Genomic DNA, 14,930 nt, shown 5'->3' on the forward strand with positions numbered 1-14,930 from the left:
AAGGAGTTACAGGAAAGAGACTGATGGTATAATCGGGTTATGTGTTATAGTCATACTTGTGTATTACCGAAAAGGTTTTCGGAGAAAGCGACATTTACTGTTGTAATCGCAATCATAATTTACTTCAAGAAAGTGAGAAACTAACATGAATCAGAAGAGACTATTTAATGATGGATGGCAATTTGCGAAAAGCAAGCTGGACGTTACGGAACCTGAGGGTCTGGTGTATGAACCTGTGGAGCTTCCCCATGATTGGCTGATATATAATACGCTTGAACTGTATGAGGACAGCATTGGATGGTACCGCAAGACGTTCCATTACACGAAGGATGAGCAGCAACTTTTGCTTTGTTTTGATGGCGTATACATGGACTCTTCGGTGTATGTGAACGGGCAGCTGGTTGGGGAGTGGAAGTATGGATATTCTGCTTTTGAACATGAGATCACGAATGCACTGGTGGAAGGCGACAATGAGATTGTGGTCAAAGTGGTGCATCAGAGCCCGAACAGCAGATGGTATTCCGGGGCCGGAATCTATCGCCATGTGTGGCTGAAAAAAAGAGACCGCAACCATATTGTTACGGATGGGATCTATGTATCCATCAAGCAACAGACGGATGGCTGGCAGGTGGAAGTGGATACGGAGCTGAACCTGGAACAGAATCAGCAAGCAGAACTGATGCATACGATCCGGTATGAAGGTCAGGTGGTGGCATCCAGCCAAGCGAATGTTACGGCTTCGGTGGATGAGAATGCGGCCGCATCGACAGATAGCCAACAGATCATAGTGGAGAATCCAAACCTGTGGAGCCCAGATGCACCGCATCTGTATGAACTGGTGACAGAGTTGCGATTGATCTCGGATGATCAGGAACATAGGACAGTTGAATCGGTATCACAGGGTATTGGATTCCGGGATATCAAGCTGGATGCCAATGAAGGGTTCCACCTGAACGGGGTCAAGATGAAGCTGAACGGTGTGTGTGAACACCATGATCTCGGGGCGCTGGGGGCTGCGTTTAACCTGACGGCACTGCGCAGAAGATTCGTTTTGCTCAAAGAAATGGGCGTTAACGCTATCCGCACCGCGCATAATATGCCTGCCAAAGAGTTCATGGAACTCGCGGATGAGATGGGTATGCTGGTTGTGTCTGAAGCCTTTGATATGTGGGAACGTGCCAAAACGCCATACGATTATGCGAGATTTTTCCCGGAGTGGGTGCATACGGATGTGAAGAGTTGGGTGAAGCGTGACCGTAACCATGCCAGTCTGATCATGTGGAGTATCGGGAACGAAATTTACGATACCCATGCGGATGAGCGTGGACAGGAAGTAACTCGCATGTTAATGGACTATGTGCTGGAATTTGATCCAAAAGGTAATGCTGGCGTGACGATTGGTTCGAACTATATGCCTTGGGAAAATGCACAAAAATGCGCAGATATCGTGAAACTGGCAGGTTACAACTACGCGGAAAAATATTACGACAAACATCATGAAGAACATCCGGACTGGATCATCTATGGTAGTGAGACGTCTTCTGTGGTGCAGAGTCGGGGCATTTATCACTTCCCGTTCGAACAGCCGATTCTGGCAGATGACGACGAGCAGTGCTCGGCTTTGGGTAACAGTACGACCAGCTGGGGCGCGAAGTCGGCAGAATACTGCATCTTGGCAGAACGGGATACACCGTATTCACTGGGACAGTTCCTGTGGACTGGATTCGATTATATTGGAGAACCGACACCGTATCATACGAAGAATTCGTATTTTGGACAGTTGGATACGGCAACGTTCCCGAAAGACTCTTATTATATCTACCAAGCGGCTTGGACGGATTATAAGAAAAGTCCGATGGTTCACCTGTTCCCTTACTGGGATTTCAGCCCGGGGCAAATCATTGATGTACGCGTGTGCAGCAACGCGCCGAAGATTGAGCTGCAACTTAATGGTAAAACCATTGGTACGTACGATATTGATCATGCCAATGGAACACAGTTGTCGGGCTGGTGGAAAGTGCCTTATGAAGAGGGCGAGCTGAAAGCGATCGCTTACGATGAGAACGGTCAAATCATTGCAACCGATGCACAAAGATCCTATACGGATGCGAAGAAAATTCGTCTTCAAGCGGATCGGGAGCAGTTACAAGCGAATGGCACAGACCTGATTTTTGTAGAAATTGATGTTGAAGATGAAACGGGTAATCCAGTTCACAATGCAAACAACCGCGTACAAGTTCAGGTGACGGGTGCAGGAAGATTGCTGGGTCTGGATAACGGGGACAGCACGGACTATGATCCATACAAAGGATTGAGCAGAAGACTGTTCAGCGGTAAACTGATGGCCATCATCGGAGCGACAAATGAAGCTGGAACGGTACGGATTGAAGTTTCTTCCGAAGGGTTGGAAGGAGCAACGGCTGAATTTGAATCTCTAGTTGTGACGGCTGAACTTAATGACGTGAAACAAGTACAACCTGTCTTCATGAACAATGAAGAACGTCCGGTGCTTACGGGAAATGCTCAGGAGATTCCTTTGCGGAAAATCGAGATCATCAGTAGTGCAGGACAGTTGCTCGATCCGTCCAACCCGGAGCTGGTCGTAACCGCCAAGCTGTATCCGGAGAACACCTCCTACCGCGACATAGAGTGGGCTGTTGTGAACGATGCAGGAATTGAATCCAACATTGCCAAAGTGGAAGCTGTTCAAGCAGAAACGGGCGATAACGGTGAGCATCAACATGCGGTGAAGGTATCGGCTATAGGTGACGGGGAGTTCCGGCTTCGCGCAACCAGTACCAATGGTACGGATAAAACGAAACTCATCTCCCAGCTGGAGTTCAAGGCGGACGGTCTCGGCACAGCCTACAAAGATCCATACGGCTTCATCACGGGCGGACTGTACGATTACACCAAAGGTGAGGTAGGTAACGGTAATGAGCGCGGGGTAGCGACAAGTCGGGATGGAGAGACGCATGTAGGCTTCCGTAATATTGACTTCGGACCGTACGGCTCCGATACCATAACGATTCCTATTTTCACGCTATCCACTGAGGACTACTTCATTCAGATCTGGGAAGGTATGCCGGATGAAGAAGGAAGTACGATGATCGCAGATGTGGTTTATGACAAAGAGTCCATTTGGAATGTGTACCAGGAAGAGACGTACCAATTATCCAAACGTCTTAGCGGGATCACGTCGATCTGTTTTGTGCTGAAGCAGAAGATTCATATTAAAGGATTTTCCTTCGAACGTCAGAGTCGGGCCTTTGAACAGAATGCGGCTGCATCCTGTGATCATCTCTACGGAGATACGTTCAAAATTGAGGGCGACAGAGTAGAAGGTATCGGGAACAATGTATCGCTGGAGTTTGAAAACATGGACTTTACGGCAGAAGGCACATCCAAGCTCGTGATCTACGGTCATTCGCCGATTGATAAAAATACCATTCATATTCGTTTTGCAGGTGCGGACGGACAGAGCAACCAGTTGGTTGAGTTCACCCAGTCGGGTGGATATGAGGAGCGGGTGTTTGAGCTTGAACAGGTGAAAGGTGAGCAGAAAGTAAGCTTTATCTTCCTGCCAGGCAGTCAGTTTGACTTTGGCTGGTTCCGATTCGAGAAATAAATGTGATGGAAATATAAAACCCTTCAAGCAGGCATCGGTTCATGGGAACGTGGATCTGAATCGCTTGCGTGAAGGGTTTTTCTTGTATGTAGGTGTGAGAGTACGTTCGGGACAACGAGGGAGTTACAGATAAATGACAAATTAAGCATAATCATGCAACAAAGGATAAGATTGAAGCGTTTCATACATGAGGTGATGGAATGAGAAAAAGTATGCTTATCCTATCGTTAGCTTTAATGCTGTTAACTGCCTGTCAGGCAAATGATCCAACAACGGATTCTCCAGTAATCACGAAATCATTCCCAGAAATTATTGAGCCTCATAATCCAGAGCAAGCGGAGCAAAGCGGCGATGTGGTTGTGCTTCATGGAGGCATACGGAACGAAGATAAGTGGGACACATTTATGAAAAATGTGAAGAAAAAACAGCAGGATCAGGTTCGTGTAACGATGTATACCATTGAAGGTGGGCCCATTATCCAGGAATTGATCTATGATGGTACAGCTATTCAATCGACTTACGATAACTCAAGGGATGCCTATGGCTCCAAACAGGGAATGAAGACAGACACCTGCAAAGGGATCGGTACGATGAAGAGTGAGCAGGGACATATTTTTTACGTGTTAACCGGGTGTGAGAAGGAAGAGAACCCCTTTTGGTTGCCTAAGTTGTAAATGAGATGTATCCACATGCAAATTCTTAATAAAAACTGTGAAGCCGAGGCTGGCTATGCAGGTTTTTGTTGCTATTTGAAAGGTGAAAAATCGAGATTTTATCTGTACAAAGCATTGACTGTCCACCACCCTGAATCTCATAACCCAAGTGCACTTCATGATCTGTATAGGTTAGTTTGCATTACGCAGTGAGATGGTAAGCTCATCTACGGTTTTGGTTTGAAGTGGGATGTTAGAATCGGGAAGTGTGGATTCTTCTTTATTAGTTACAGAAAAATAAAGCACAAGTTGAAGTATCAATATGATAAGAGCAATAATGATAAAGATGATGATATTCCTTTTGTTCAATGTGCATCTTCCTTTCAGCGAATAGATTTTTTAATGAAGTGAATTTAATAGTTAATAACCAATTATATCATATTTTGGGTGGTTATATAAATGAAGAGGCTTTGGGTGTTATGTATTTTGATACTCCTATTAACAGGATGTAGTCAGAACAATAGAGAGAAGGCCATTGATTATCTAACGCAAAATCAACGAAATGATGCATCACTCATTGTATTTACCGACCGACCTTCGGAGCGACCATTTATTGTTGAGTTACAGACGCAATTAAATGAAGTGAATAACGAGAATTTGAGGGCAGAAGGCCCAATAACTAACGTAACCTTTTATAATTTCCGTGATGAGAATAAGTTTAATTATGAGAAGATTTTTGGTCTGAAATCATATCCGTACATGATCCTATTCGAGAAAGGCCAGATTACATTGGAGACGCAGGAACCGAAAGAGATCGTTCAGCATTTTAAGGAGAGGTAAGAGTCTACTGAAAAAAAGTTTGATCCTGATGGATCGTCTGAGTTAAACATAAAATATGATCTGTGAGGTCCTACTGAGGAGACAATGAAGCCGTGCTGGCAAGGCAAAGGACAACTATAGCAGGACTCTTGTCTTTTTTATTGGGCTTCCCTCATAGTTATTCGCACACTCTCCGAATGTGCTAAGGACATAGTATAGGGCATATATACTGTGTGCCTTGGCCTAAGGAGATGACCATTTTGAAGTATCTGAACAAGAGGACAGCCACCCTCAACAAATTAAGGCCCAGTCGTTCTACGTCGAAATGCAGAAACAAACACTTGGGAAAACGAAAGAGATGCCATATTATCCGTAGGTCTTATCGGAAAAAGCGCTGCTCACCGAAGCGTCCATTAAGATCACAGAAAATGGCCCGTGACAAAAAAGTCATTGCATTACCGAGAGGGGGAGGCAGCAACCCGGTATGTTGTGAGCCCGGCCCCCTGCTCGCTCCGTTGAGACAACATGAATTGGGGACTGTGAGTCTCCCTGGAACGCAAGGTGTGGCAGGTGTCCAAGGCCCCGCCGGATCTCACGGCGAGCCGGGTCAAACGGGGGTTCCCGGAGCGCAAGGCCCGGTTGGTCCTCAGGGTGAACCGGGTCAAGTGGGGCTTCCCGGAGCGCAGGGTCCTGCAGGCCCTCAGGGTGAGCTGGGTCAATCGGGGGTTCCCGGAGCGCAGGGTCCTGTTGGTCCTCACGGCGGGCTGGGTCAACCGGGAGTTCGGGGAGCGCAAGGCCCGGCAGGTCCTCAGGGTGAATCGGGTCAACGGGGAGTTCCCGGAGCGCAAGGCCCCGCAGGCCCTCAAGGTGAATCGGGTCAACCCGGAGTTCCCGGGGCGCAAGGTCCCGCAGGGCCTCAAGGTGAACCGGGTCAAGCAGGACTTCCCGGAGCGCAGGGTCCCGCAGGTCCTCAGGGTGAGCCAGGTCAACCGGGAACTCCCGGAGTCCAAGGACCAACGGGTCCCCCAGGCGAGCAAGGTCCGCCGGGCACCGTACCCGGAATTGAAATCATTCCTACGGCAAACCGTTACTTCTATTTTCCGGACACCGATCTGGATTTGTCGGCATCGGTTGTAATTCCTGCCACAGAATTCACAAATGACGATGGCGACAGCATAACCGAATTTGCCGGGGTTGGACTTACTAGTTTCAACAATCTTTATATAAACGGGATTGTCCAACCAGGAAACTCATACAGTGTAAGTGCAGAGAGGTTGTTTTTTTCGTCACAAAACGGTGTGATCTTTGCAGGGACACCTATCACTATCGAGATAATTATAATAACAGCCAATATTATAAATGGTTAAAATTGGATTTAGTTGCTGGTTCCTTTGCCTTCACTACTCCCAAACCTACCACATATACTATGTTAGGTAGGAGGTGAGAAACATGCCACTTGTGACACCATTTCAGAACAGTTTAAGATTTGTTGCAACCATTGGTGATGGGACCGGCACTGGGGCAACGTTTGCCATTGCTGCGACTGCTTTTACAAACGACGCTGGTGTAGCTGCAACCGCATTTCCAGGCACCTACAACTACTACAATCTTTATATTAATGGCCTTATGCAAACAGCAGATACATCCTCGGCTACGACGACTACAATTACAATTCCCGGAGGAGATGCATTAAATGATGGGACTCCAATTGTCGTACAATTTGTAGTGTCTTAAAGAAGATTTAATCATGCTGTATTGTTATCTTGTGCGACTTCTATCTGTAATAGAAGTCGTTCTTTTTGTACAAGATACCCAGTCGACTCAACGGCATTCATCCATGCATTAATGTGCAAAAATAGTTACCCAAGGATGTTGCCCAACTACCGGATAACCTCTGAGGAAATGATCCTTCCGTTTGATTCCAATCTTCCTTCCCACTTGTTAAAATTTAGGTACATAAACTAAGGTCAGGTTGGCGGGTGATAAGGAAATGCAGCGAATCGAGGTACATCCCGATCTATTAGAGGAAAAGGCCCGGTTGGTCCAACAGAAGAAACAGGAACTGGAGCGAATGGTCTGGGAACTGGAAAAATCGATCTATATGTTGCAGTCCGATTGGTCTGGTGTGACAGGAGAGCGATTCTTTTGGGATTTTATGCAGGTGAAAGAAGTGTTCCCGACTACACTCGGACTGTTGGACGAAATCCAGAAAGAGTTTACGTTTATAGCAATGAACTTCAGAACAACAGACGGCTCAGGTGAGGTTGCACTGTACATTCCAGAAGAACTAAAGCGAAATTTCGCTGTAGGGCTGCTTGATAAATCAGTAGGAGAAACAGTAACGGGAATGGGCCAGACGGCAGAAGCTCTCTTCGATAACCCGTTCAGTACATTAAGCAGTGTGGCATATGCCATGACAGTGGGCAAAGTTGTAGACGTTGGGCGTGGCATTCAGTTTGCATGGGATACCGCTTGGGGTACGGGAACGGCGAGGTCAGATATAGAGCAATTTGTAGAAGAACAGAAGAAGCAGATCGATGAGAATGGTGCAGGGTATTACGGTGGGGCGATGACGGGACAGGCCCTGGCGTATGTTTTGTTTGGCAAAGCATTTCGTTCAAAGGACGACATTGGGTCGGGCGGAGGCAAGCCTGAGTCGAATAAGGAGAAAGGAAACGACAGGACGGGTAGAACTCATTATTTAGAATCTGTTAATAAGTTTGAGGATCAAATTCGAAATAAACCCTTGGAACACGGGCAATTTTTTGATAAGAATGGTAATTTAATAGGAGAAACGGTTGTTGGTACTGAAAAGTCTATAAATATAAGTAACCATAAAGATGTAGCTAAAGATACGGTATTTACTCATAACCATCCAACTAACGGGCCTTTCAGTCTTGAAGATATAGCCACTGCAATAGATTTTAATATGGCTGAGATAAGAGCTGTTTCTCCAAATGGTACTAATTTGAGTATGAAACGAGGGGCAGAAGGTTGGAAAGAAAATGCAGAAGACATAGGAATTATATTCGCTAATATTCAAAAAGAGCTAAGAAGTGATCTAAAAGCACAAGAATATTTCAAAACTGGTAATAAAGATGCAGTGTGGGATATGCTATTTGACAGAGTTGCTAAAAAAATAGGTGGGGAATATAAAAAACATTAAAAGGTAGGTTAAACAATGAATAAAGATTTTCTTTACACTAAGCCCTATGTTCCCGGGATAATAGACGATACACCAGTGGACCTCGAATCGTGGTTTCTAGATGATTCAAGAGAGAGGATGGAAGAGAAATTAAGAAATATTTCTCTGAATGACCTAATCATTGAGTTAATTAATATATTTAAAGACGGAGACCCGAATTATCAAGTTCTCTTAGGGTTATTAGGAGAAAAAGTGGTTAAGGAGGCTAGAGAAGACAAGATTGTCTATTGTCTAGGTGATATTTTGCGTGCTGATGACGATATAAAGAGAATTGAGATTGAAACTGATGATGAGGGTCTGAATATAAAGAAAATGAACATTTTTGTTATTCCAGCCGCGCTTTTGGTACTTCAAAAGGAGATAACTAGCCTTTGTGCTGATATTCAAACTCAAAAAACAAGCGATTACTTATCAATCTTTATTAAAGATAAGATGATAACCTTATTTTCAATTTAAGAGAGAAGACTGTCATACTAACTTATAATTCTAAGTGATACAGTGAAAAGATGATATGAGTTGCGCACATCTATGCACGATTTAAAGTCATATCATTAAGCACTTCTACCAGACCACAGGTAAAGGTGCTTTTTCCTATGAAATCAAACAACTAATGAAATCTTCCACAGATTGGTCGATAATATAGAAGAAGCAACTTTCAGCTAACATATACATAGAGAACTATCCACAAATCCTAACTCTCGCGAGGTACATTCATGAAACAAGGCATATATGAACAGCTTATCAACACCATCACCAGACAGGAGATTTCGGCGCTGGACCCGGATGTGTATAACATTGGGACCGAGAAGTTGAATGCAGAGGAAGCGCGCAAGCTGCTGTCCACGTATTTGGCGGCGGTAACCCGGCGAGCGCTCAAGATTGTGCGGGAACAGACGGAAGATAAAACGGCAGTATTGGCGCAGATTCGAACGTGTAATGAGATTATTGCTACCTTGAAAGGTACGCTGGGGGAAGAAGAGTACAATGAATTGCAACTGGATGAGCAGGGGGAAGTGTTGACCCATGTGTATTCCAAGCTGAACAGCATTCGTGCAGTCCGGGATACCAAAATCGTTCGTCCAGATACGCCCATCTCCCAAAGTTCTTTATTCACAGGTGCAAAGTCCGAGCCGAGTATGTTATTGGAGTTGCAAAAGGAGATCGTGACAGCCGATCGGATCGACTGGTTGGTGTCATTTATCAAATTCAGCGGACTTCGCCTGCTGCTGGAACAGCTTCAACAGTTCACGGCTAGTGGCGGGAAGCTGCGGATCATCACGACCACCTATATGGAGGCAACCGACCTAAAGGCCATCACTGAACTCAGCAAATTACCTAACACAGAGATCCAGATTTCGTATGATACCAAAGTGACCCGGCTGCACGCCAAAACGTATATTTTCCACCGCGATACCGGGTTCACAACAGCCTATGTCGGCTCCTCTAACCTATCCAACCCAGCGCTGACCAGTGGTATGGAGTGGAACCTCAAGGTGACGGAGAAAGATTCACTCGATGTGCTGCGCAAGATTGAAGCGACCTTCGAGAGTTACTGGAATGACCGTGAATTCACGCGATATGTAGCTGAGGATGAAGGGCATGAGGCACAGTTGAAGGCGGCTCTGAATCGTAAAAAAGATCAGTCCAACCACTTTCACCTCGACATCCAGCCTTACGATTACCAAAAAGAAGTGCTGGAACAGCTGAACGCCGAGCGTACGTTGTATGGACGAACCCGCAACCTGATCGTCGCCGCCACAGGCGTTGGCAAAACGGTCATCTCTGCCTTCGACTACAAGCGATTCCGGGCAAGCCATACGGGAGCAAAGCTGCTTTTTGTTGCCCATCGGGAAGAAATCTTGAAGCAAAGTCGGGACACGTTCCGGTATATCCTGAAGGATATGAACCTTGGTGAGCTGCATGTCGGGAATTACCGAGCAGAGGCGCTGGATCACTTGTTTGTTAGTATTCAGAGTCTTAACTCCATGAAGCTGACGGAGATCACTAGCCCAGACTATTACGATTACATCATTGTGGATGAATTCCATCATGCGGCTGCACCTTCATACCAGAAGCTGTTGTCCCATTACGAACCGAAGATTTTGCTGGGACTCACCGCGACGCCTGAACGGATGGATGGCAAAGACATTACCGCCTACTTCGATCATACGATTGCCGCCGAGATCCGTCTAACCGATGCAATTGACCGCAAGCTCCTGAGCCCTTTTCAATATTTTGGCGTCACCGATACTGTCGATCTATCTCAGGTGAAGTGGTCGCGTAAAGGCTACGATCTGAACGAACTGGAGAAGCTCTACACTCATAACAAAATCCGTGCCAACCAGATCATCCAAAGTCTGAACAAATACGTAACCGATCTGGACGATGTGAAGGGGCTTGGTTTCTGCGTAGGGGTGGATCATGCAATGTATATGGCAAAAATATTTAACGAAGCCGGCATTCCATCCATGGCCCTGCATGGCGGGTCGAGCGAACAGGAACGTCATTCTGCGAAAGGACAGCTGGTGAACGGGGAACTGCGCATGATCTTTGTCGTTGATCTGTACAATGAGGGCGTGGATATCCCTGAGGTGAACACCATCCTGTTCCTGCGTCCTACCGAGAGTCTGACCGTATTCCTGCAACAGTTGGGACGTGGACTACGGATGGCGGATGGTAAAGAGTGCCTGACCGTGCTCGACTTCATCGGGCAAGCGCATCAGGAGTACAGGTTCCAGGATAAATTCCGCGCCCTGATTGGCGCTACCAAACATTCCATCTCGTACTACGTCGAGAACGGCTTTTCGAACCTGCCTCGCGGCACGTTCATTCAATTGGAAAAACAAGCGAAGGAATACGTCATGCGCAACCTCAAGCAGATGAGTCGTAATCGCAGAGCGTTGATCCAGAAGCTGCAAACGTTCCAGCAAGACACCGGACTACCGCTGACCTTGGCTCATTTTGTTGAACATCACGGGATGACACTAGTTGAATTGTATGGTGGACGTACGGGCAAAAGGTATTTCCGCGGCATGTTGGCCGAAGCCGGATTAACAGCACCCATCGAAGATGAATACGAGGAGTACATCCGCAGACTGCCGTCTGTGCTTACGATTAACTCCCGAAGCTGGCTGACGTTCCTGATCGACTTTATTGAAAAAGGCAAAGAAGCAACCACCGCCGATGAACGGCGCATGTTGATTATGTTCTATTACACCTTCCATCGAGCTGCGCCCGAGAAGCTAGGACTGACCAGCATCGAAGAGGGTGTGCAGCGTGTGCTGTCTTGTGAAGCATACCGAGCAGAACTTGTGGATATTTTTAAATATAATCTGGCTCATCTGCGATTTGTGGATAAAAGCAATTCGTTCCCGTACACTTGTCCACTGGATATCCACTGTCTGTACTCTATTGACCAAGTACTTGCCGCCTTCGGTTACTGGAATGCCCAGCAATCACCTGCCTTCCGTGAAGGCGTGAAGTATTTTGCAGATGAACAGACCGATATTTTCTTCATTACGTTGAACAAATCGGACAAAGATTTCTCACCCTCCACATTGTACGAGGATTATGCGATTAACGAGCGTCTATTCCACTGGCAGACACAGAGCAGGGTGTCGGAGCATACAGCTACCGCGCAGCGGTATATTCATCACCGCCAGACAGGCCACCGGATCGTGCTGTTCGTGCGGGAGTATAAGGAGGAGCATAACTATACCTCTCCATTTGTTTTCCTGGGCGAAGCAGATTATGTGAGTCATGAGGGGAACAAACCGATGAGCTTTGTATGGCGACTGCGGGAAGAGATGCCTGCGAAGATGGTGGCGGTGGCGAATAAGTGTATTGTTTGAAGATTATTTGAAAATATAAGTTATATTATAAGTTGGAATGGAGCTGTAAGAAAGTGTGGAGTCAAATTGCGGAATGGTCAATAATATCAAAAATTAGTGGTCTGGGCAGTATAATTGTTTTCATTGGAACTTTAGTTGCTTTTATAAGAAAAAATCAAATAATAACTACTGTAACGTCTACTAAAATCGAGCAATTATTCTTCACTAAAGAAAAGAAGTTATATGTTAGAATGTTTAAATTTTTCATGAATTTTATTTTTTCTGTTTTGTGTAGTTGCCTTATAATTATTTTCTTTTACGAAATTAAAATTAGTTCGTCCATTGTCTACTATATTCTATGGGGAACTATTACTAGTTATGTTGTTCTAATTTATGTATCTTATTTTAAGATAGATGTTTTTGATAGATTACTTCCAAAAGCCAATAAATTTATTGTGGTATCCATAATCTTTATTTTTCATATTGGATGTTTGTTCTCATTTATACCTGGTTTTTTAGTTGCGACAATTTTAGAAAGTCAATTATCTATAAACTTTAATATAATTGAACAGTTGTTAGGTTCTATTATAGCTATTCTTTTAACCATTACCTTCGTGAATATTTGTTTTGTTGCTTTGACAATTCAGACAGCAACGCAACTATTGAAGAAATACAATAAATACTCTGAGGAGTGTTTTTACATTAAGGCTAAGGACAATATAAAATGGTATATCTATTATCCTATTGATAATGAGTATTTTTTACTTGGTAATGAGTTACATATTGAGGAAGCGACAGTATTCCGCACAAAACAACGATCAGAGATACTCTCTGAAAAAATTTATTTTTTAAGATTATTGAGAAACGGAGAAGAATCAATAGATTATCACATATAAAAATCAGATGAATTAATTCAATTACAGGCGGCGCATCATGATTATCTACAGCAGTAACGCATTAGCTTTCCGGGAATCAGTTGATAACAACCAAATTACAGTTCAGATTGAAGAAGCATTCATTAAAGGCATGGGAAAAAGACCTAATCAAGGGGAAGTACGAGCTTGGAACAACTCTATGCAGTTTATGGAGAAAATTATCCGTAATTCGAAGGTAGCAGATGACTGCGGAATATTGATTGAATATAATATTCCTTCTACAAGTAAGCGGATAGATTTTATCATTGCAGGTCAGGATGAACAGAAGAATGATAACTTTGTGATCGTTGAGTTAAAACAATGGGATTCAGTAGAGGCTATGGATCGAGAAGATGTAGTAAGGGCTTTTATAGGAGGTAGGACAAGAGAGACACCGCATCCTTCGTATCAAGCTTGGTCATACAAACAATATTTGAGTGATATGAATGAGGCTGTATACTCTAAAGATATTAACGGATACTCATGTGCATATCTACATAATTACAGAAAAGTTCAGCCTGACCCTCTCCAATATAATCAATATCAGGATATCATCCGTGAAGCTCCTTTGTTTCTAGCTGATGATGCATCTAAACTTCAAGATTTTCTGAAAAGGCATGTAGGTGAAGGAAATGGAGTTAATTTACTTTATTTAATTGAGAACGGTAAGATTCGTCCTTCCAAGAAGCTAATCGATCATATCGATGGATTATTTCAAGGGAACTCTGATTTTGTTTTACTTGATGAGCAGAAGGTTGCATACGAGGCCATTATGAGCCTTGCCAAGCAAACAGATGTAAAACGCACAATCATTGTGCAAGGTGGGCCTGGAACAGGTAAATCAGTGATATCTATGAATGCCCTTGGTGGATTACTTAAAAATAAGTTGAATGTTAAATTCATTGCCCCGAATGCTTCATTCCGGACGGTTATGGTAGAGACCTTGACTCAGCGACAAGCTAGAAACAAAACTAGGACAAAGATGTTATTTACGGGATCAAGTCAGTTTTACAAAGAGCCAGCTGATATGTTCGACGTACTTGTAGTGGATGAGGCGCATCGTTTAAAAGGTAAAGGAGCATATCAATATCTTGGGGAGAATCAGATCGAGGATATCATAAAAGCATCTAAAGTGAATGTGTTTTTCATAGATGACTTTCAACGTATTCGTCCTGAAGATATAGGTTCTATAGACGAGATTAAACGTTTAGCTGCCCTATATGATTCGGAAGTGCATGAATATTCACTAGCAGCACAGTTCCGTTGTTCTGGAGCAGAAGGATTTTTGAATTGGGTTGATGATGCTTTACAGATTCGTCCCACCGCTAATTTCGATGGTTGGGATCAAGATTCTTTTGAATTCAAATTAGTAGATACGCCTAACGAAGTATACGATCTAATCAAAAGTAAAAACGATCAGGGATATAAGGCGAGGATGTTAGCAGGATTTGCTTGGAATTGGACAGCTGATAAAGAAGGTAATCGCAATGGGGAAATTCCGGATGTCACTATTGAAGAACATCGTTTTGCTATGCCTTGGAATGCACGTTCTATATCAAGCACCTGGGCAATTCATGAGAGTGGTATAGATCAGATCGGGTGCGTTCATACATCTCAAGGTCTTGAATTTGATTATGTAGGCGTAATTATAGGGAATGATCTTAAATTCGATTCGGAGAAAATGGAACTTTATTCAGATTATGATGAGTACAAAGATAGAATGGGAAAACGAGGGCTTAAATTTAAGAATGAGGAACTAACAAAACTTATCAAAAATATTTATAAAATTTTGATGTCTCGGGGTATGAAAGGTTGTTATGTTTACTGTCGGGATCAAGAATTGATGAATTATTTATGTAGCAGAGCAAATTCAAAATGATG

The 14,930-nt window shown here is 44.2% G+C and carries 10 protein-coding genes; all 10 read left to right on the forward strand.

Annotation, left to right across the window (positions count from 1 at the left end):
• The first annotated feature begins 145 nt into the window (after positions 1 to 145).
• The 10 genes from MHI55_RS05425 to MHI55_RS05470 all read left to right on the forward strand — a co-directional run bounded on the left by MHI55_RS05425 (position 146) and on the right by MHI55_RS05470 (position 14,928).
• Positions 146 to 3,628 carry a glycoside hydrolase family 2 TIM barrel-domain containing protein gene (locus MHI55_RS05425; RefSeq protein ID WP_036606218.1) on the forward strand — a complete coding sequence of 1,161 codons (3,483 nt, stop codon included), beginning with the start codon at positions 146 to 148 and terminating at the stop codon, positions 3,626 to 3,628.
• Between the two features lie 200 nt (positions 3,629 to 3,828).
• The gene (locus MHI55_RS05430) at positions 3,829 to 4,302 is read left to right on the forward strand and encodes a DUF4362 domain-containing protein (RefSeq protein WP_051446970.1); all 474 of its coding nucleotides are present in this window, start codon (positions 3,829 to 3,831) and stop codon (positions 4,300 to 4,302) included.
• A 438-nt stretch (positions 4,303 to 4,740) separates the two neighbouring features.
• Positions 4,741 to 5,121 (forward strand): hypothetical protein, encoded by a 381-nt coding sequence (locus tag MHI55_RS05435; RefSeq protein ID WP_036606219.1) that lies wholly within the window; start codon positions 4,741 to 4,743, stop codon positions 5,119 to 5,121.
• A 407-nt stretch (positions 5,122 to 5,528) separates the two neighbouring features.
• The gene (locus MHI55_RS05440; RefSeq protein WP_162158946.1) at positions 5,529 to 6,467 is read left to right on the forward strand and encodes a DUF4183 domain-containing protein; all 939 of its coding nucleotides are present in this window, start codon (positions 5,529 to 5,531) and stop codon (positions 6,465 to 6,467) included.
• 82 nt (positions 6,468 to 6,549) lie between these two features.
• Positions 6,550 to 6,834, forward strand: a complete 285-nt coding sequence (locus tag MHI55_RS05445) for a DUF4183 domain-containing protein (RefSeq protein WP_036606220.1) — start codon at positions 6,550 to 6,552, stop codon at positions 6,832 to 6,834.
• A 256-nt stretch (positions 6,835 to 7,090) separates the two neighbouring features.
• The gene (locus MHI55_RS05450) at positions 7,091 to 8,266 is read left to right on the forward strand and encodes a WXG100 family type VII secretion target (RefSeq protein ID WP_051446972.1); all 1,176 of its coding nucleotides are present in this window, start codon (positions 7,091 to 7,093) and stop codon (positions 8,264 to 8,266) included.
• Between the two features lie 15 nt (positions 8,267 to 8,281).
• Positions 8,282 to 8,761, forward strand: a complete 480-nt coding sequence (locus MHI55_RS05455; protein ID WP_036606221.1) for a hypothetical protein — start codon at positions 8,282 to 8,284, stop codon at positions 8,759 to 8,761.
• 257 nt (positions 8,762 to 9,018) lie between these two features.
• Positions 9,019 to 12,156 (forward strand): DUF3427 domain-containing protein, encoded by a 3,138-nt coding sequence (locus MHI55_RS05460; RefSeq protein ID WP_340389224.1) that lies wholly within the window; start codon positions 9,019 to 9,021, stop codon positions 12,154 to 12,156.
• A gap of 53 nt (positions 12,157 to 12,209) precedes the next feature.
• Positions 12,210 to 13,031, forward strand: coding sequence for a hypothetical protein (locus MHI55_RS05465; protein ID WP_036606223.1), 822 nt, complete (start codon positions 12,210 to 12,212; stop codon positions 13,029 to 13,031).
• A gap of 37 nt (positions 13,032 to 13,068) precedes the next feature.
• Positions 13,069 to 14,928 carry a DUF2075 domain-containing protein gene (locus tag MHI55_RS05470; protein ID WP_036606224.1) on the forward strand — a complete coding sequence of 620 codons (1,860 nt, stop codon included), beginning with the start codon at positions 13,069 to 13,071 and terminating at the stop codon, positions 14,926 to 14,928.
• The last annotated feature ends 2 nt before the right edge of the window (positions 14,929 to 14,930 follow it).

The organism is Paenibacillus sp. FSL E2-0151 (assembly GCF_037993015.1).
GTDB lineage: Bacteria > Bacillota > Bacilli > Paenibacillales > Paenibacillaceae > Paenibacillus > Paenibacillus amylolyticus.